18 protein-coding genes are annotated in these 18,119 nt (G+C 58.7%); 5 read left to right on the top strand and 13 right to left on the bottom strand.

What is annotated here, in order from left to right; all coding sequences use genetic code 11:
• Positions 1 to 203 precede the first annotated feature (203 nt).
• The gene (locus H7B67_RS25145) at positions 204 to 1,481 is read left to right on the top strand and encodes an S-layer homology domain-containing protein (RefSeq protein WP_185122627.1); all 1,278 of its coding nucleotides are present in this window, start codon (positions 204 to 206) and stop codon (positions 1,479 to 1,481) included.
• A 65-nt stretch (positions 1,482 to 1,546) separates the two neighbouring features.
• Here the strand turns inward: H7B67_RS25145 and H7B67_RS25150 are convergent, their stop codons facing one another.
• The 5 genes from H7B67_RS25150 to H7B67_RS25170 all read right to left on the bottom strand — a co-directional run bounded on the left by H7B67_RS25150 (position 1,547) and on the right by H7B67_RS25170 (position 6,958).
• Positions 1,547 to 2,614 carry an acyl-CoA dehydrogenase family protein gene (locus H7B67_RS25150; RefSeq protein WP_185122628.1) on the bottom strand — a complete coding sequence of 356 codons (1,068 nt, stop codon included), beginning with the start codon at positions 2,612 to 2,614 and terminating at the stop codon, positions 1,547 to 1,549.
• A 116-nt stretch (positions 2,615 to 2,730) separates the two neighbouring features.
• On the bottom strand, positions 2,731 to 3,540 hold the full coding sequence (locus H7B67_RS25155) for a carbohydrate ABC transporter permease (protein ID WP_245364009.1): 810 nt from the start codon (positions 3,538 to 3,540) through the stop codon (positions 2,731 to 2,733).
• Positions 3,541 to 3,561: 21 nt separating this feature from the next.
• Positions 3,562 to 4,434, bottom strand: a complete 873-nt coding sequence (locus H7B67_RS25160) for a carbohydrate ABC transporter permease (protein ID WP_185122629.1) — start codon at positions 4,432 to 4,434, stop codon at positions 3,562 to 3,564.
• 4 nt (positions 4,435 to 4,438) lie between these two features.
• Positions 4,439 to 5,779, bottom strand: a complete 1,341-nt coding sequence (locus H7B67_RS25165; RefSeq protein WP_185122630.1) for an ABC transporter substrate-binding protein — start codon at positions 5,777 to 5,779, stop codon at positions 4,439 to 4,441.
• Positions 5,780 to 5,809: 30 nt separating this feature from the next.
• Positions 5,810 to 6,958 (bottom strand): LLM class flavin-dependent oxidoreductase, encoded by a 1,149-nt coding sequence (locus H7B67_RS25170; protein WP_185122631.1) that lies wholly within the window; start codon positions 6,956 to 6,958, stop codon positions 5,810 to 5,812.
• 359 nt (positions 6,959 to 7,317) lie between these two features.
• Between H7B67_RS25170 and H7B67_RS25175 the strand changes: the two genes are divergently transcribed.
• The gene (locus H7B67_RS25175; protein ID WP_245364011.1) at positions 7,318 to 8,208 is read left to right on the top strand and encodes a helix-turn-helix transcriptional regulator; all 891 of its coding nucleotides are present in this window, start codon (positions 7,318 to 7,320) and stop codon (positions 8,206 to 8,208) included.
• 9 nt (positions 8,209 to 8,217) lie between these two features.
• Here H7B67_RS25175 and infC read toward each other — a convergent pair whose 3' ends face one another.
• The 6 genes from infC to H7B67_RS25205 all read right to left on the bottom strand — a co-directional run bounded on the left by infC (position 8,218) and on the right by H7B67_RS25205 (position 14,178).
• A complete protein-coding gene (gene infC / locus H7B67_RS25180; protein WP_185122632.1) occupies positions 8,218 to 8,709 on the bottom strand; it encodes a translation initiation factor IF-3 in 492 nt (163 codons plus the stop codon).
• A gap of 29 nt (positions 8,710 to 8,738) precedes the next feature.
• Positions 8,739 to 9,986: a DUF445 domain-containing protein gene (locus H7B67_RS25185; protein ID WP_185122633.1), complete on the bottom strand. Its 1,248-nt coding sequence runs from the start codon at positions 9,984 to 9,986 to the stop codon at positions 8,739 to 8,741.
• Positions 9,987 to 10,195: 209 nt separating this feature from the next.
• On the bottom strand, positions 10,196 to 10,918 hold the full coding sequence (locus H7B67_RS25190; RefSeq protein ID WP_185122659.1) for an ATP-binding cassette domain-containing protein: 723 nt from the start codon (positions 10,916 to 10,918) through the stop codon (positions 10,196 to 10,198).
• 16 nt (positions 10,919 to 10,934) lie between these two features.
• Positions 10,935 to 11,537, bottom strand: a complete 603-nt coding sequence (locus tag H7B67_RS25195; RefSeq protein WP_185122660.1) for an amino acid ABC transporter permease — start codon at positions 11,535 to 11,537, stop codon at positions 10,935 to 10,937.
• Between the two features lie 169 nt (positions 11,538 to 11,706).
• Positions 11,707 to 12,576, bottom strand: coding sequence for a basic amino acid ABC transporter substrate-binding protein (locus H7B67_RS25200; protein WP_185122634.1), 870 nt, complete (start codon positions 12,574 to 12,576; stop codon positions 11,707 to 11,709).
• Between the two features lie 204 nt (positions 12,577 to 12,780).
• Complete coding sequence (locus H7B67_RS25205; RefSeq protein WP_185122635.1) at positions 12,781 to 14,178, bottom strand: hypothetical protein; 1,398 nt, start codon at positions 14,176 to 14,178, stop codon at positions 12,781 to 12,783.
• Positions 14,179 to 14,330: 152 nt separating this feature from the next.
• On the opposite strand from H7B67_RS25205, the gene H7B67_RS25210 reads away from it, so the two are divergent.
• On the top strand, positions 14,331 to 14,546 hold the full coding sequence (locus H7B67_RS25210; RefSeq protein ID WP_185122636.1) for a hypothetical protein: 216 nt from the start codon (positions 14,331 to 14,333) through the stop codon (positions 14,544 to 14,546).
• A 70-nt stretch (positions 14,547 to 14,616) separates the two neighbouring features.
• Here H7B67_RS25210 and deoC read toward each other — a convergent pair whose 3' ends face one another.
• Both deoC and deoR read right to left on the bottom strand, forming a co-directional pair.
• Positions 14,617 to 15,279 (bottom strand): deoxyribose-phosphate aldolase, encoded by a 663-nt coding sequence (gene deoC, locus H7B67_RS25215; protein WP_185122661.1) that lies wholly within the window; start codon positions 15,277 to 15,279, stop codon positions 14,617 to 14,619.
• 86 nt (positions 15,280 to 15,365) lie between these two features.
• Complete coding sequence (deoR, locus tag H7B67_RS25220; RefSeq protein WP_185122637.1) at positions 15,366 to 16,316, bottom strand: DNA-binding transcriptional repressor DeoR; 951 nt, start codon at positions 16,314 to 16,316, stop codon at positions 15,366 to 15,368.
• Positions 16,317 to 16,815: 499 nt separating this feature from the next.
• Between deoR and H7B67_RS25225 the strand changes: the two genes are divergently transcribed.
• Positions 16,816 to 17,643, top strand: coding sequence for a hypothetical protein (locus tag H7B67_RS25225; RefSeq protein ID WP_185122638.1), 828 nt, complete (start codon positions 16,816 to 16,818; stop codon positions 17,641 to 17,643).
• A 152-nt stretch (positions 17,644 to 17,795) separates the two neighbouring features.
• Positions 17,796 to 18,077, top strand: a complete 282-nt coding sequence (locus H7B67_RS25230; RefSeq protein ID WP_185122639.1) for a hypothetical protein — start codon at positions 17,796 to 17,798, stop codon at positions 18,075 to 18,077.
• Positions 18,078 to 18,119 lie beyond the last annotated feature (42 nt).

Here is an 18,119-nt window from a genome sequence, read left to right on the forward strand (position 1 = left end):
CGACGCGAGTCCCTCAAATGAACGCCTCAACGAAGCCAAAGGCGAACCCCTTGCCTCACGCGGACCCAGGTCCTTTAGGCCTATTCGAATCAAGACTTTCGGAATCCGGCCGTATAGGCGTTCCGCCCGATTTCATCCCGCTCCAAGTATGATTAGCTATTAAATGTCGACTAGAAACGCTTACATCATACGGGAGGAAAGACATGCGAAGATTACCGGCGGCAATCATGGTATGCGCGCTATTAGGGGCCGGATTATCGGCGAACGGACTAGTTCCCCGGGCGGGAACGGCCGCCGCGGCGACAACCGCTTCCAAGACATTGGCAAGCGCGACGTCATTCAAAGACATCAAGGGCCATTGGGCCGAGAAAACGATCGACGAGATGCTGCGGCGAGGAGTTCTGGACGGCTATCCCGACGGGACCTTCCGGCCGGACGCTCCGGTACAGGTGGATCAATTCATCAAGATGCTGATCGTCTCCGAGTCGGATCTCTACGATAACGGCGAGCGCAGCTGGAGCCAGAAGTTCCTGAATTCGCTCAGCGCCGACAACCAAACGATCCTGAAGCAGGATTACCGGTACTTCGACTTCAAGTCTTCCACGTCCGGCTACTGGGCCAAACCCTTCATCGACGTAGCCAGCGACCTGAACTTCCTGAACAAAAGCCGCTATTCCGACTTCCAGACGGATATGACCCGCCAGAACGTTGCCGAGGTCATCTATTATACTCTCAAAGAAACGGAGTTTCTGGAGGACGAGCAGTTCGGCCAGAAGCTCGCCTCTTCCTACGGAGATATTCGCAGCGCAAGCGACCGCGAGCAGAAATTTATCGGAGAGGCTCTCGCCAAAGGCATCATCCAAGGCTACCCGAACGGCTACTTCGGCGTGGGCGACATCGTCACGAGAGCCCAGGCGCTCGTCATTCTGAACCGATTGACCGATCCGGCCAACCGAATCGCGGTGCCGGTCTCGGCGGACAACCTGGAGCGGTCCGTGCCGACCTCGGGCGGCGGCAGCAAGGTCGTCGTCTTCCCCGACCAGCGGATGTACGACGCCTACGACGTCCTGGCTCAAGCGGGCTCCCTGCGCGGAACGAACCACGATCTCTTCGAAACGACGCTGCGCCTGTTCAAGGACGCCGACGAGAAGGCCGCCGTGCTCGATCGGCCCTCCGGCGCGAAGGAACCGGCCGAGGAGACGACGCTCTGGCTGGATCCGCAGTACGACACGTACGGCATCACCATCCGGCTGCGGGAGGGCGCGTTCGCTCGCAACCGGGAAGCGGTGCAGGCGTTCGGCAACTATCTGTTCGGCTACAACGCCTCCACGTTCAACCAGCTGTTCTCGGATATCTGTACGAAGGTCGCGGCCGGCAAAACGATCGAATCGAGGAAAACCGTTATCGGAGAGGACAACGTGGACATTCAGATCGACAACGCCAACAAGACGGTCATTTTCTCCATAGCCAAGAAGAAATAATCGGTCTCCGAATAAGAAAGGGAAGCGCCGGGCGGGACCTCCGCCAACGCTTCCCTTCTCTGTTCTTATTCCTCCAACGGCAGCAGCAGCGAGTGCTGCGTCACCGTATGCAGATCGCGCCAGGTACGGTTGAGCGGATGATCGTGCTGAAGGGCGGTCATTCCGAGCAGAGGGAATATCGCTTCCGAGCCGCTTCTCGCGACAGCCGCAGCCTCTTGGCTGACCCGGCCGACCTCCTTCCACCTCTCCTCCGGAAGCTCCCGGGCCGACTCGAATTCCGCCCACGCGGAATCCACCGCATGATAGAAAGCCTCCGACGCTTCCCGCCAGCGCCGCTCTTGTTCCTCCAAGCTTCCCAGCAGCGCCTTTAAGCGCAGCGGACTCTTCTCTCGCCAAGCCTCGGTCCGCCGCTCCGCGAACGACCGGCATTCGTCCAGCCAATGCCGAGAGATTCCGAGAGAAGCCGCCGCAAAGCTTACCTGAGCGAAGGGGCGGAACGGGTAGCGGTAGATCGCATCGTCATAGCGGGGCTCCGACACGATATCGAACGTCATCTCCGCCGGGACGAAAGCATCCGTCACCGCGATCGAATGGCTGGCGGTTGCCCGAAGGCCGAACGAGTTCCAATCTCGGATAATCTCGACCTGCTCCGGCAGGAAAGCGAACGAGCGCATCTCCTCTTGCTCGCCTTCCCGTTCTATGTAGACGTTCGCGGTGAAGAAGCTCGCGAACGTCGAGCCGCTGCAATACTGCCAGCGGCCGTTGACCCGGTACCCGCCTGGGACCGGGTAAGCCCTTCCCGTCGGCATTCCGCTTCCCGCCAACACCGCTTCCCGCCCGGAGAACAAGCGCTTTGCCTCCCGATCCGGAATCGTCGCGGCGAAGAAGCCTCCGCCCGAGCCGATCGTGACCAGCCAGCCGAACGCGCCGTCGATCCAAGCCGATCGCTCGAAGATCCGCGCCGCTTCCGGAAGCGGCGTCATTCGCCCGTTCAATTCATTCGGCACGAACAGCTTAAACAGCCTTTCTTCATAGGCCAACTCCAACAGCCAATCGTCGATCTCCCCCGCCGCTTCCATCTCTTTGGAGCGCTCGCGAATCCGCCGGACCATCTCTTCATCATATAAGAACATTCGGTTCATCCACCCCGTCTTCATCTTGAACCACTATAACACGATAGCGGCGCGGGAGTCACTTGGCCGGCGCTTCGTTTCGCTCAAGGGGATGGAGATCCGGACAATAAGAGCCCTTACCCTTTGAGCGATCCGGCTAGCGCGCCGGAGATGAAGTAACGCTGCAAGAACACGAATAGAACGATCATAGGCACCGTACTGACGACGACGCCGGTCAGCAGCATCGGATAGTCGGTCACGAATTCTCCCCGGAACTGCAGCAGGGCGAGCGGGAGCGTAAGCTTATCCTTGCCCCCGACGAGCAGCATGGGGAACAACAGGTCGTTCCAGACGATCACGAACAGGAACGCGGCCGTCGAGGCTAAGTACGGTGCGCACAGAGGAAACACGATGCGGACGAGCAGGGTCGCCTCTCCCGCTCCGTCGATCGCCCCGGCTTCCAGCATCTCCTTCGGGAGCGTTCGCATGAACCCGGAGAGCATGAAGACGGACAACGGGAGCAGCACCGCCGCCGAGACGAGCACGAGGCCGGTAAGGCTGTTCGTCCAGCCGAGCTTGCGCAACAGGGAATAGATGGGGATCATGTTCACCTGGGACGGCACCATCAATCCCGCCGCGAACAACGCGAACATGAAGCCTCCGAGCTTCCTCCCGGATCGGAGGATGCCGTAAGCGATCATGCCCGCCAGCAGCAGCTCCAGCGCGACGGTGGACAGCGTCACGACGGCGCTGTTGCCGAAGTAGCGCCACATCGTCTGCCCGTCGAACAGCTCTCGGTAATGGGAGAAGTCCCACCGGCGGGGCAGGCCGAGCGGATCGGCATAAAATTCGGGCGTCGTCTTCATCGTCGTAAAGACGAGGAGCATCAAGGGGAGGAGGATAACCGAAGCATAGGCGGCAAGCGCTATTCTGCCGAGTCCTCTCAAGTCTCTCACCTGCCTGGCGAATTAATAGGATACCCGGTCCGCTCTCAGCAGCCGGAATTGCAAATACGTAATGAGCGAGATCAGGGCCAGGAAGACGACGGAAGCCGCGGAGGCGAATCCGAACGTTCCGTTGGTGAAAGCGGCCCCGTAGATGAACGTGGACAGGATCTCCGTCGAATACGCCGGCCCGCCTCCCGTCATCGTGAACACGAGATCGAACGCCTTGAACGATTGGATCGTCGTGTACGAGACGACGATCGCGGCCGCGGGAGCGAGCAGCGGCCACGTCACCTTGCGGAACACCTGCCCTCTCGTTCCTCCGTCCAGCCGGGCCGCCTCGAGCAGCTCCGGGGGAATCGCCTGCAGGCCGGCCACGTAAAGGACGATCATCTGCCCGATATGCGCCCATGCCTGCACCGCGGCGACGGAGAAGATGGCGAGGTTCATGTCGCCCAGCCAGTTCTGCGTCAGGGCGCCGAGCCCGAGCTTCTCCAGCAGGCCGTTCAGCGCGCCTAGCGAGGGGTCGTAGATGAACGTCCAGATGAAGCCGACGGAGACGGAAGAGAGGACGGTCGGCACGAAGAACAGCGCTCTCAGCGCGACCGTCCTCTTGTTCTTCTTCGTCAGCTGCAGGGCCAGCGCGAGCGAGACGGCGGTCTGGACCAGGACGACGGCCAGCATAAACTTCAGGTTGTTCGCGAACGATTTGCGGAAGACGATATCCTCCGCCAGCCTCGCGTAATTGTCCGCCCCGACATAACGGTAGGACGGCGATAAGCCGTCCCAGTCCGTAATGGAATAATAAAGTCCCGTCAGGGTCGGGTATACGAACAGCGCGAGGTAAAGAACGGTTCCCGGCAGGAAAAAGAGAATCAGTCGTTTACCCGGCTTCATGGCGTCACTTGCCTATCTGCTGATCCACGATCGCTTGGGCTTCCCGCGCCGCCTGCTCCGGAGATTTGCCGCCCAGCACCGCCTGGATCGAGCTCGTGACCGCCTTCTGGATCTCCGCGTTCGTGATCGTGAAGCGCGGCTGGAAGCGGGTCTTCTTGTCCGTCCACTCCGCGACGGTCTTCAATTCGTCCGACGTGTATTCGACGTCCTTGACCGTCACGTTCTGGCCGGTCGCGTTCGCGTATTCCCCGGCGATGTCCTTGCGGCTCAAGAATTCGATGAATTTCTTCGCCTCTTCCGGATGCTTCGACTTGGCGTTCACGCCCAGCATGAACGTCGTCGTGTGGATGCCTTCATAGACGGCTTGATCCTCGGACACGGTAATCGGAGCGAGCAGCTTCTGGTTCAGCTCCGGGTTGTTCTTCTTGTTCTGGGCCAGCTGATACGATCCCGTGGCCAGGATCGCCGCCTTGCCTTGCGCGAACAGCGCTCCCGCCCCTTGGTCCTTCGTGCCGAGAGCGTCCTTCTGGAAGTATCCCTTGTCGCTTAGCTCCTTGAACTGAGACAACGTCTTGACCCACCATTCGTCCGTCAGCTTCGTCTCGCCCGCCTCCAGCTTCGCGAAGATGTCCGGATCCGGGGCGTTGTTCATGACCATCGGGTTCATGAATTGACCGGGACCGATATCCGCTCCGGGGAAGGCGATCGGCACGAGCCCTTCGCTCTTTAGCTTCTCGGCAGCCGCAAGGAAGCCGTCCCAGTCCTTCGGGGGTTCCAGACCGTACTTGGCGAAAATATCGGCGTTGTAAATCGGGATGTTGTAGACGAGCTGATACGGCACCGCCAATTGCTTGCCGTCCTGCTGCCCGGCTTCGATAAGCGACGGCAAGAAGTTGGACAGGAAGGCGGCGCCGGACAGGTCCGCGTACAGTCCCGCCTTCGCGATCGAAGCGAACTGCGCTCCGGGGAAGGACGCGAAGACGTCGCCGACGGAGCCGTCCGCCAGCTTCGCCTGGGCGGTCGATTGATATTGGTCGGACGGGAACACCTGGGTCTCGACCGTTATGTTGGGGTTCTCCCGCTCGAACTTCCCGATGATAGCATCGAACGCTTTGGCGTCCTCGCCGCGCCAATGGATGAAGCTGATCGTCGCCTTCTCCCCGGACGGCGCGGAGGACGACGGAGCCTCGGAGGAGGAGCCGGCCGAGACGCTTGGGGAAGCATCGTTCGGGGCGCCTCCGTTCGCGGAATTTCCGTTGCCCGAGGTGCTGCCGCATGCCGACAGCGCAGCCGTCAAGGCGGTCGCAGCAACTAGCAGATTGACAAGTTTTCTCTTATATCTCATAGTCCCCTATCCCTTCGAATCGATAATGGTTTACGTCGTTTGCGTCTTGGCGCCCGCCGCGGCGCGTTCCGCCAGCTTGCGCTTGACGACCGGCATCAGCAGGCGACCCGAAATCTCGGCTTCTTCCAGATGCGGATAGCCGGAGAGAATGAAGGAAGTGACGCCCGCGTCGACGAACTCCAGCAGCCGGTCCGACACCTGGTCCGGCGTTCCGACGAACGCGACGGCTCCTCCTCCGCGAACGGCCGACAAGCCCGACCAGAGATTCGGCCCGATGACGTAATCGTTGTCCCGCGAATCGTTCCACAGGTCCATCTGCCTCTTCTGGTTCGTCGCGTCCGTTCTCGAATGCAGCTTCTCCCGGGAGGAGAGCAGAGCCGGATCGGCCTGGCTCAGAATGCTCCACGCCGCCCTCCACGCTTCCTCCTCCGTCTCCCGGACGACCAGCTGCGCCCTTAACCCATAGCGCAGGGTTCGCCTGGCTTCGCCGGTCTCCCGGCTCCGTTCGTCGAGGTATCCCTCCATCTCCGAGATCTGGCCGCCGATCCACTCGAGCGGCTCCGCCCACATCAGGTAGACGTCGGCCAGCTCGGCCGCTACCTTCTTGCCCGATACCGAGCTCCCTCCGAAATAAAGCGGCGGATAGGGAGCCGTAACGAGAGCGGGGCGGCTCTGCCCTCCTTGGATGTCGTAATAACGGCCTTTGTAATCGAAGCCGCCCGGCGTCTCCGGGTCCCACACGCCCTTGACGACGTGAAGGAATTCCCTCGTCCGCTCGTAACGCTCGTCATGGCTTAACGAAAGGGGATCGCCCGTCGCTTGCAGGTCCGCCGGGTAATGGCCGGTCACTACGTTCACGAGAACCCTTCCCTCGGATACCCGGTCCAGCGTCGCCGCCATGCGGGCCGCCAGCACCGGCGACATAAGACCGGGACGCATCGCCACCAGCGCCTTCAGCTTCTCCGTCCGGGCCGCGACCCAAGAGCCGACGACCCAAGCGTCCAGGCAATCTCCCCCGGTCGGGATGAGCACGAATTCATAGCCCGCCCGCTCAGCGGCTTGCGCCACCTCCGTCATGTATTGCTGCGTGGCTTCCCGCTGCGGCGGAATGCCGATATAAGGGCCGTCCCCCGTCGTCGGGATAAACCAGCCGAATTCCACTTGATCTGCAGATCCCATGAAAGTTCTTCTCCTCTCGCACCGTTGCCGTGAAGGTCGGAAAAGCAAGGATGCTTCCTGTCTGGCAGTAGCGTCCGCGACTTCCCGGATGTCGCAGAAGCTCTTGCGAATGTTCAAACCGCTCCTCGGCCGCTTCGGTTTCGGCAGCGTGCGCCGGGCTGCCTTCCTTCCGGTTGTCCGGTCATTACCTACTTATTTGCTTGGATTAGTTTGTGTTTGCATCATAGCAATGATCGAGATCACATGGGAATGTCAAACTGAGGGGTTCGAGTCATGTCATTTTGTGGGTACATTTCGTCATCCGGAGCTGTTAGTATAAGTTCAATGGAGTTTCGCCATATAAAAATGAGGTGTCCGACTTGCGGGAAAACATGAGGGAAGAACATAACGAATATTTGGAGATCTACTTCTTTACGCCGACCGAATTCGAGAAGTCCGGTGCCGCTTGGCCGATCCGGCTCGGCAGCAACATCGCGAAGCCTAACTACCATATCGGACCGAGAATCTCGCCCTACTACTATTTGCTGTTCGTGCTGGACGGAGAAGGCACGTTCATCCAAGGCAACCGAACGTACCCGCTCCGCAAGAACGATATTTTCTGCCTCTTCCCGCAGGTGACGCACGAATACTTCACGGTTCCGGACGCCCCTCTTCGCAAGGCGTTCTTCGCCTTCGACGGCAAACAAGCTCTGGGCCTGTTGGAGCGGGTCGGATTAAAGCCCCATTCGCCCCATGCGGCCGGCGCTTTGACCGAAGAGGCGATCGCTCGCATGCGGGAATTTTTCGATCTGGCCACGCACTCCGACCGCGCGAACACGGACCTCGCGAGGCTGTCGGCTTTTTATCGCGTGTTCGACGCCCTTGCCCGAAGGCCCGGCATTATCGGAGCCGCCGATCCCGGTCCTTCGGCGGATTGGCTCCAGAAAGGGCTCGAATACCTGGAGATTCATTACGCCGGAGGCATCTCCATCGAACGCGCGGCGGAATTCGTCGGCGTCGAACGGACCCACTTCACGAAGACGTTCCGCAAGGCATACGGCATGCCGCCGATGAAGTACGTCCAGCAGCTCAAGATGACCGAAGCTAAGCTGCTGTTGGACCAGACGAACTATACGCTGTCCGAGATCGCTCTGTCTGTCGGATACCCGGATCTCTTTTCCTTCTCCAAAGCCTTCAAGAAGCAGGAAGGCCTATCGCCCACCCAATACCGGAACCGCAAAAAAATTCAGCTCCCCGGTTCGGGAAGCTGATCTTTATTCTTATTGCGCCGGATTTACCTTGACCGCCGCCTGCTTGCCGCTGACTTGGATCCCCGTCTCTCTTCTGCCCGACGCGTTCAAATCCTTCAACAGCCTTTCCAATAGCCCCTTCGCCGCCGCGCCTTCCTTGGAATTCGTCAGCTTCACGACGAATTGCACGGCATTGCCCGAGGCGAGAAGCTTCTCCGCTTGCCTGAGCTTCGTGTCGTAGTCGTGATCCTCGATATGAGGAGTGAGGCGCAGCTCTTTGACCTTCGCCGCGCCGCCCGCAAGCCTCTCGGCCCGGGAAGCTTCGTTCTTCTGCTGCTTCGCGGCCCCTCTGGCGACCAATCGGCAAGGCGGAGGGCTGCTGAACAACGAATCGCAGACAAGATCCATCCTCAGCTTGCGAGCCAGCTCCAGCGCTTCGGCCCGGGAGACTATCCCGAGATCCTCGCCGTCCGCTCCCGTAAGCCGAACCTCGGAAGCTTTGATTTGTTCGTTCATGATCATCTCGGCCAGCTCCTATCCGTCATCCCGCATTAGAAAATAAGGTTAACGCCTTCCAGGACGAGCCCGATCAGGAAGCCGCATACCGCGCCGTTCACCCGGATCCACTGAAGATCCGAGCCGATCTTGTCCTCGATCATCTCGATCAGCGTTTTGTTGTCGAGCTTGTCCAGGTTCTCTCTGACCAGCACGCCGATACGGGAATGGTTCTCGTCCACGATGGAGGAGACCCGCTCCTGCGCCCAGTCCCGGATGGCGTCCAGCTTCTCCGGCTCTTCGCGGAAGCGGGCCAGGAAACCGCTCACCGCGGGAGCGACGACGTCGGTCGCATAACGTTCTTCCTGGACGAAAGCGATCGCCTTCTCCTTCAGCTCTCCGAGCCACTTTGCCAGATAGCCTTCCAGATCCACGCTTTCGATCGCGTTCAGCTTAGCGGCTTCGAGTCCGTTCACGACTTCCTCGTTGTTCGGCAGGTCCAGCAGAAGCTTGCGAATCTCCTCCAGCAGGAGCATTCGCAGCGGATGGCTCTCATATTGCCTCATATCCCTAAGGCTGGAGAGGATCGCGTTCTGCAGCAGCGCGCCCAGCTTGTCCTCGGTCATGAACCCCGCGAACGCGTTAACCGCGAAGCCCATCAACCCTCCGGCCTTGACTCCCGCGAGCGCGTTAGCGGCCATCGCCCCCAGCTGATCCCGCGCCGCGTCCCGGACAAGGATTCCCTCCGCTTTCTGCAGGATGAATTGGAACGCCTTCTCCTCGAAGCCTCGGGCCAGCACTTCATTGCGGAGCAATGTCAGCAGGGAGACCGTGTCCAGCTCCGCCGCCTTGCGCTTCAACTCGCGAGCCAGAAACGGCACGATCCGTTCGACCGGCAGGCTGCGCGCCGCGAATCCGCTCGCGGCGACGATCGCCCGAACGGCGTCCTCTTGATGACGCTCCGCGAGAGCGATCAGCTTGTCCCCCGCGAGGAACGCTCCGACCTTCGATTTGATGCTGTCTTTGGTCAGGAATTCGTTCTCGATCACGTTCACGAGAGATCGAACGACCTTATCCCGGTTCCGGGGCAGCAGCGCCGTGTGCGGGATCTTCAGCCCGAGCGGATGACGGAACAAGGCCGTCACCGCGAACCAGTCGGCGAGCCCGCCTACCAAGCCGGCTTCGAAGCCTCCGTGCAGCAGGGCTCCCCATCCGTAATCGAGCAGCGGGAACGTGGCGACGAAGCCGGCTCCCATGACGCCCAGGGAGATCGCGGCGGAATGTCTAGCTTGATTGCGCGGCATGTACTGGCTCCCTCCCAAGATGAACTAAAGTCATTATTCCTATATTTTACCCCGAAGGAGCCTATGGAACAAATGCCCAAGCAATCCGCCGGATCCGGTCGCCGTTCGTTCCGTTGACGACTACGACTTCTTGCTGCAAGCAAAAATCAAAAGAGGCCGAAGATCCCTCCCACTGGGCATCTCGACCTCTCTTCTTCTTGGCATCGCCGCTACAGCACCTTGGACAAGAAAGCCCGCGTCCGCTCCTGCCGCGGAGCTTCGAAGAGCTCTTGGGGAGTCCCTGTCTCGACGATTCTCCCCTGCTCCATGAAGAGGACGCGATCGCCGACCTCGCGGGCGAAGCCCATCTCGTGAGTAACGACGACCATCGTCATTCCTTCGGAGGCCAGCTCCTTCATGACGTTCAGCACCTCGCCGACCATCTCGGGGTCGAGCGCCGAGGTCGGCTCGTCGAACAGCATGATCTTCGGCTCCATCGCCAGCGCCCTCGCGATCGCCACCCGCTGAGCTTGACCGCCGGACAAGGAGTCGGGGCGGGCCGCCGCTTTCTCCGACAGCCCTACCTTGCGCAGCAGCTCCGTCGCTTTGGCCTTCGCCTTCTCCGCGGGCCAGCCTCTTACGCGAATGGGCGCCAGCGTAATATTCTCGAGAACGCTCATATGGGGGAAAAGGTTAAAGCGCTGGAACACCATGCCCGCCTCCGCCCTCATCTCCGTAATCTTCGTGGCAGGATCCAATAGCGATTTGCCCTCGATCCGAACCTCTCCGGAATCGGGCTTTTCCAGCAGGTTCAGGCATCTCAGCATCGTCGACTTGCCGGAGCCGGACGGCCCGATGACGACGACCACCTCCTGCCTCGCCACTTCCAAATCGATATCGCGCAGCACCTGGTTGGCTCCGAAGAACTTGTTCAAGCCTTTCACCTGTATAATGGGACCGCTCATCCGGCTACACCTTCCTCTCGACGTACTGAAGCAGCTTGTTTAGCAGATAAGTGAGAACGAAGTAGATGACGGCCGCCGTCAGGTAAGGTTCCCATACTCTCAGGTACTGCCCCTTCGCCGCATTGGCCCAGTACATGATCTCGGGAACCGCGATGACCGATATGAGCGAAGAGTCCTTGACCAGAACGATGAACTCGTTGCCGAACGCCGGTATCATCCGCTTGACCGCTTGCGGCAGGATGACGTGGCGCATCGCTTGGAAGCGGGTCATGCCCAGGGAGTAGGCCGCCTCGCGCTGGCCCGGATCGATCGACTGGATTCCCGCCCGGTAGATCTCCCCCGTGTAGGCCGCCGAATTGAGAGACAGCGCCGCGATGGCGGCCGCAATAGCGTTCGTCTTATCCAGAAACAGCGGAACGATCATGAAATGCATGATCAGAATCTGCAGAATAAGCGGCGTGCCTCTAAAGAAGTTGATGTACCCGCTGACAGGCCAACTCAGGTACCACCGCGGAGACATTTTGCCGAATCCGATCGCCAGCCCCAGAATCGCCCCAAGGAGAATCGATACGATCGAGATTCCTATCGTGTAGCCCATGCCCTTCATGAATAGAGGAAAATAATCTCCTATGATGTCAAACCGAAAATCCCCCACCGAAAGTTCTCCTCTCCCCAAACTGCAACAATGATAAACGCGAAACTTATAAACTCTTTATCGTAAAAAAAAGCATGCGCAACGTCTCCATTACGCATGCTCCGAGTCCGAGCCGCCGCCGTTACTTCGTATTGACTAGATCCGTCGTGTCGGGCTCGACGCCTATCCACTCCTTGTACATCGCTTTGTATTCGTCGCTCGCGCGCACCTTCTCCACGGCGGCGTCGATCTTCGCCTTAAGCCCGCTGCCCTTCGGGAGCATGATCCCGTAGTATTCCGGGGCGAAGTTGGTCTTGTCGTACATGGCGGCGTACTTCTTGTCCGGATGCTGCTCGACGAAAGCCTGCACGACCGCGAAGTCGGCAACGACCGCGTCCACGCCGCCGCTGTCCAGCTCCAGCAGGGCCAGCGTGTTGCTGTCGAAGCGCTTGAGATCGGCATTCCCCTCTCCCATGATCCCCTTCATCAACTCTTCCGCCGTCGTCGCCCCCTGCACCGCCACCTTCTTGTCCTTCAACTCCAGCGCGTTCGCGATCGTCGCGCCTTCCTTCGTCAGAATCATATTGACCGATTCGAAGTACGGAATCGAGAAATCGAAGGTTTGCTTCCGTTCGTCGGTGATGGAGATCGCCGAGATGGCCATGTCGTAGGAGCTCTTATCGCCCTGCTCCAGGTCGGCGAACAACGGATCCCACCCGGTATTCGTCAGCTCATAGTCCAGTCCCGCTTCCTTCATGACGGCATCGAGGAAGTCGACGTCGAAGCCGACGATTTTATCCTTGTCCATGCTCTCCATCGGGGCATAGCTCGCATCGGTCGCTACCTTGATGACCGCCTTCTCTCCGCCGGGACTCGCCGCTTCGCTTGGGCTAGCCGGGGCGCTCGGACTCGCCTCGCCGCCGCTGGCCGCTTGCTCGTTTTTGTTGGAGCCGCATGCCGTTAAAGCTAGCGCCATTACCGCGACCGACGCCAGAATCGACCATTTTCTCATCGCCCATCCCCCTAATTAATGTCACTTAATATAACACGATTTTATCATATATTCGAAGATATTCAATTTGAATTCGATCCTATTTTCAAAATTTTAGGATAATAAATCTTCCATAATAGTGAAAGCGCTATTTTAATGGCATTAAATATAACATAAAAGAAGACCCTATAGGGTCCGCAAAAAAAGGAAACGATGCTAAATTCGTCATACGAGAAACATCGCGACGATCGTCGTCGCCCCAAGGCCGATCAACACCGGCTTCAGGTTCCGCCTGGCCAGTTCGAACGGGCTGACGCCGCAGATGGCCGCGGCCGGGATAAGCGCCCATGGGATAAGCGTGCCGCCGCCCACCCAGATGGCCGCCACTTGACCGAGCGCCGTAAGCGTCGCCGCCCCGGAGCCGATCGCGGTCGCGAACATATTGGCGACGGAGCCGGCGAGAGAGATGCCGGAGAAGCCCGAGCCGTCGAGGCCGGTGATCGCGCCCGTTACCGAGAGGGTGAGCGAGCCGACGATTCCGTTCACCGGCACGGCGTCCGCCAGCGCGACCCCCAGGTCGTTCACGATGCCGTGCGAGCCTTCCGGCAAATTCTCTCCGAGCAGCTCCGTGAACGCCGAGTCTCCCAAGTAGAAGAAGGCCGCGATCGGAATAACCGGGCCGAAAATCTTAAAGCCGAATTGGAAGCCGTCCACCATATAGGAGGTAATCTCCTCCAAGCCTTTGTTTCGGTGGGCCATCAAAGTCAGGACAATGAGGATAAGCACCGCCGTCCCCCCGATGAGCGCCGTCGCGTCTCCTCCTTGCAGGTCGTAAACGAACATGGCGACGACGTCCAGCAAGAATAAGATCGGAATGACGATCGCCGACCATCGCTTCGCCCTCAAGGACAGAGAGACCGACCCCGCGTCCGCGGACAACGCCGATTGGCCTCCTTCGACGAGCCCGTCTCTCCACGTTCCGTTTTTCCGGTCCCGGTACATGAACCAGAACGCGAGCGCCGTCGTTACGGCCCCCATCACGATGACCAGAGGCACGCTCGCCTCCATGACCTCCGACACCGGAAGGCCCGCCGCGTCGGCCGTCAGCTTGGGCGCGCCTTGAATGATATAATCGCCGGACAGCGCGATCCCGTGACCGAACAGGTTCATCGCCATGGCGGCGCCGAGAGCGGGAAGTCCGACCCGGACCGCCGCCGGGAGCAGCACGGCTCCGACAAGCGCGACCCCCGGGGACGGCCAGAAAAACCAGGAGGAGACCATCATGATCATGCCGATTCCCCAGAAGGCCAGAGCCGGGGTTCTCATGAAACCGGTGAGCGGCCGGACCATGATCTCGTTGATGCCGGTACGGATCATGACCCGGCTCATCGAGACGATGATCGAGATGATGAAGATCGTTCCGATGAGTTCCTTCGTGGCGTAGATGAAGCTGTTGAAAATGCCCGAGACGGAGTCGCTTGCGCTCTCGGTCGCGATCAGCGCCAAAACGAGAATGCCGACGACGCAGATCATCGTGGTGTCCCTTCTCTTGATCAATAGCGCCAGAATGAATACAATGAACGCCAGGTACACCCAATGCAAGGCGGATAATTCAACGTCCATTCCCGCTCACCCCATCCCACTCTATTGGAAGTGGTACATTGTATGAGTGTGGCGAATGGCGCATGCCAAGATTTCGGACAACGCGGCAGGTTATGTCGGATAGGCTTGTCATCTAGGAACTGTTGGAAAATAAGAGAGGGGGGAGGCCGCGAATGGCTATCCAGCGAAGATTAACGACCGACGCGGATTTCGAGGAGGCGATGGCGCGCCAGCTTGGAATTCGGGTGTTTCGCGACGATCAGATCGTCGATTCCGGTGGCGTCATTATCCGGTTCGACGACAGCACGATCATCCTTCAATCGGGAGTCGGCGATTTGTCCTACCACCCAAGGGCTTTGTGCGAGTTCTTCGAACTGAAGCGCCGATAAGCATAAGACAAAGAAGCCTCCGCGGACCGCATCGGCAGTCCCGGAGGCTTCTCTCCTTTATCTCGCTCGGTTAGTATCCCGACCCTTGCCCGCCGGACACGATCGCCACGCTGGAGCTGGCTCCGATTCGCGTCGCGCCCGCCGCGATGACCGCCCGGCAAGTCGCCGCGTCGCGAACTCCGCCCGATGCCTTGACACCCATCTCCGGGCCGACCGCGCGTCTCATGAGGGCGATATCCTCGACCGTCGCGCCGCCGGGGCCGAAGCCCGTCGACGTCTTCACGAAGTCCGCCCCGGCCGACTTGCTCAGCTCGCAGGCTTTGATTTTCTCTTCGTCGGTCAGCAGCCCCGTCTCCAGAATCACCTTTACGATCGCCTTGCCGCGGCTAGCCGCGACGACCGCCGCGATGTCCCGTTCGACTTGCTCCAGCATTCCGGACTTCAGGGCGCCGACGTTAAGCACCATGTCGATGTCCGTCGCGCCGTTCCCGATCGCATCCTCCGTCTCCGCCACCTTCGTGCTCGTAGTCGAAGCCCCGAGCGGGAACCCGATGACCGTCGTGATTCCGACGCCCGTGCCCGCCAGCAGCTCGGCCGCCGTCCGGACCCAATAGGGATTGACGCATACCGTCGCGAACCCGTACTGCTTCGCTTCCTCGCAGAGGCGGACGATCCCGGACCGGGTGCTCTCCGGCTTCAGCAGAGTATGGTCGATGTACGAAGCAAGATCCATGTCCGCCCCGGGCTGTGCTTGATTCAACATTTCTTTTTCCCCCAATGCCTTCATTCTTGTATATATCGCCGACGAACGCCCCGCTTCTACCGCTCGAGCAAATACTTCGCCGTGCATTGATCCGTGATCAGAACGTTGGTATATTTCCCCTTCAGAGCGCCGTAAATTCCCGCGACCTTCTTCGAACCTCCGGCCACGAGAATCGATTGCTCCTTCTGTCCGAGCTCCTCGAGGCCGATGCCGATCGTCCTCTCGTTCAATTCCTCGGAGATGATCTTGCCCTCGAGATCGAAGTAGCGGGAGCAGATGTCTCCGGCGCCACTCTCTTGAATGAGCTTCAGCTCCGGTTCGTTGAAGTAGTTCGCCTTGATCAGCACGGAATCCTCGGTAGGAACCCCCACGGTGAAGACGGCGATGTTCGCTCGCTTCCCCAGCTCCAAAGTCTTGCGAATGTGCCGGTCCGACTCGATCGTCTGCCTGACCATGTAATGATCTACGATCGCGGGCAACGGGATGAAATGCGGGTTCGTGTGGAAGGCCTTGCCGAACAGATGGACAATCTCATGCGCGTAGGTATTCGTCTCGGAGTGGCTGACGCCGCCGTTCAATTGCACGACCTTGACGTTCTTGGTGAACTTCCCCTGCAGATTGATCGCCACCTCGTAGAGGGTAGTCCCCCACGTCGTCGCGATAATATCGTCGTCCTTTACCGTCTCGTTCAGATAATCGGCAGCCGCGATTCCGAGGTATTTCTTGACGATGGCGTCCTCATACTGGGGCACCGAAAAGATTACCGCGCGCTTAAGCCCGAATTTGCGTTCCAGCTGCGCCGCCAGCGTACCGTTATTCTCGTAAGGGTCGAGAATCTTGATCTGAACGTACCCTTCTTCTTTGGCCTGCTGCAGGAACCGGGATACGGTCGGACGCGAGATGCCGAACTTATTCGCGATCTCCTGCTGGCTATAGTCCAACTGATAATACATCTTCGCAATGTCGATCATTCGACTTAGCTTGTCATCGGAGCGTTCATCCGGCATGATTCCAGCACTTCCCTTTAAGCATCTCGATGCGAAATTTTGTACTGTGGAGGATGCACATTATTTCAGTTTATTATAGCTAGGACCAAGCGACGTGACAATCGGTCGTGAGATTCATATCACACTTCTCTATAGTAACGGATAAAAGCGTCAACGCCAAGACGCGTCAGGGCAAAATCAAGCAAAAATGTTCTGTCTATCTGAACTTTCTTTCAGATTTTGCCCTTTATATGGTAAATATCCCTTCTCTTGAGCTCACGAACCTAAGAGAATGGCTGTAACCCGACATTATCGGGCCAGTGCAGCCATCGGCAATCATCAAAGCACGCAGCTCTCGGGAACAAAAAAGGCCTTGACCCGAGCCCGGGGTTGCGTGTATGATTGGGGAACAATAGTTCGCATCACCTTACAAGGAAGCACCTGTAAGAGCGGCCGTTATCGGCTTATCTCGCAGGTGCTTTTTGCTGTCCAATTTTATGTTGAGGAAGGGGAATGTTGAATGAATTTTCGTCGGATAAGATGGGGAAGAACGATCGTCGCCCTGGTAGTCGCCTTGATTCTGTCGCTGCCGCATCATGCGGGGGCGGCTTCCGTCACGCTGACGGGCACGACGCAGACCGCCTGGGGGAAGCTCGTCGCCTTCGCCGATGACGCTCAGTCCGCGAAGCTCGTCTCCCAGATGAACGACTTTCGTTCCTTGCAGACGCAGGAAGAGAGCATGGATGCCAAGATTCAGGCCCTTCATTACAGCAACGAAGAAGAACTGACCGTTACGAAGAATAAAATCAAGACGATACGAGCCGCCAAGATCGCCTCTCTCGAAGCGAAGGTTAAGAAGACGGAAGAGAGCTACCGGCCTCTCCTCGACAAGTACAAGCTTCTCACGCAGCAGATCAGCGCCGCCGGCACGATAGGCAGCAAGACGCTGAAGAGCGTTCTGCAAGCTCAGGCCAATCTGCTCAAGCCGGCCGTCGCGCTTGCGAAAGCGGACATTAAAGCGAGAAAGTCCGAGCTGCAGACGGAGAAGGCGGCCGTGTCCAAGATCGCGGCTTCGATTCGGACGACCTTGAAGGAGATCGACACGGTTAAGGTTCAGATCCGGGCGGCGAAGAGCGGCGCCTCTAGCTCGAAGAGCGCCCTTTCCTCCCTGCTTAAGACATTCAATTCCGCCGTCAAGAAGCCAGACGTCAAGACCTCCTCGAGCACGCTTACCTCCATGCTGTCCCTTTATACGAAACTCGTGGAGTATAAGCAGAAGAATTATGCTTACGAACAGAAGATCACGGCGATTCTTAATAAGGCTAAACTTCAATTTCCAAGCTCTTGAATTCGGCCGCAAACCCGCTCAGTATAGAGTATGTGACTTCCTTTAATTCCAATTTTTCGCAACCTATGGCTATTTGCTGCGTTAAATAATAGAGAAGAGTTGATTCTCTTCCACGATCAAGTTGCAGCATACATCCTTTAGGCGGTGAAGAGTTGATACCCTTAATCATTGCAGGCTCGTTCCTAATCTCGACCATCCTCTCCGTCCGGATCGAGAGAGAGAGCAAGAGCAAATGGCTGGGCATGCTGACCGCATTTTGTTCCAACGCGTTTATTCTGACTTCCGCCTGGAAGCTGTACGGACTGGACGACGAAACCCGCATGTTCGGCATCGATTTCCAAGGGCGCAACGCCCTTCTTCTCTCGATTCCCATTCTTACTTGGCTTCTGTTTATGCTTCTCTCCTATATCCGGAAGAGAACGTCCAGAAGATGAGGAAGACCCCGGGAACGAAGCAAGGGGCTGTCCCAAAAGTAA

It is taken from the genome of Cohnella thailandensis (genome assembly GCF_014212135.1).
In the GTDB taxonomy this organism is placed as follows: Bacteria; Bacillota; Bacilli; order Paenibacillales; family Paenibacillaceae; genus Cohnella; species Cohnella thailandensis.

Coding starts and splice junctions, on each gene's coding strand:
- H7B67_RS25145 (WP_185122627.1), top strand. CDS start 204: ATGCGAAGATTACCGGCGGCAATCATGGTATGCGCGCTATTAGGGGCC.
- H7B67_RS25150 (WP_185122628.1), bottom strand. CDS start 2,614: ATGTTCTTATATGATGAAGAGATGGTCCGGCGGATTCGCGAGCGCTCC.
- H7B67_RS25160 (WP_185122629.1), bottom strand. CDS start 4,434: ATGAAGCCGGGTAAACGACTGATTCTCTTTTTCCTGCCGGGAACCGTT.
- H7B67_RS25165 (WP_185122630.1), bottom strand. CDS start 5,779: ATGAGATATAAGAGAAAACTTGTCAATCTGCTAGTTGCTGCGACCGCC.
- H7B67_RS25170 (WP_185122631.1), bottom strand. CDS start 6,958: ATGGGATCTGCAGATCAAGTGGAATTCGGCTGGTTTATCCCGACGACG.
- infC (WP_185122632.1), bottom strand. CDS start 8,709: ATGATCATGAACGAACAAATCAAAGCTTCCGAGGTTCGGCTTACGGGA.
- H7B67_RS25185 (WP_185122633.1), bottom strand. CDS start 9,986: ATGCCGCGCAATCAAGCTAGACATTCCGCCGCGATCTCCCTGGGCGTC.
- H7B67_RS25195 (WP_185122660.1), bottom strand. CDS start 11,537: ATGAAGGGCATGGGCTACACGATAGGAATCTCGATCGTATCGATTCTC.
- H7B67_RS25200 (WP_185122634.1), bottom strand. CDS start 12,576: ATGAGAAAATGGTCGATTCTGGCGTCGGTCGCGGTAATGGCGCTAGCT.
- H7B67_RS25205 (WP_185122635.1), bottom strand. CDS start 14,178: ATGGACGTTGAATTATCCGCCTTGCATTGGGTGTACCTGGCGTTCATT.
- H7B67_RS25210 (WP_185122636.1), top strand. CDS start 14,331: ATGGCTATCCAGCGAAGATTAACGACCGACGCGGATTTCGAGGAGGCG.
- deoC (WP_185122661.1), bottom strand. CDS start 15,279: ATGGATCTTGCTTCGTACATCGACCATACTCTGCTGAAGCCGGAGAGC.
- deoR (WP_185122637.1), bottom strand. CDS start 16,316: ATGCCGGATGAACGCTCCGATGACAAGCTAAGTCGAATGATCGACATT.
- H7B67_RS25225 (WP_185122638.1), top strand. CDS start 16,816: ATGAATTTTCGTCGGATAAGATGGGGAAGAACGATCGTCGCCCTGGTA.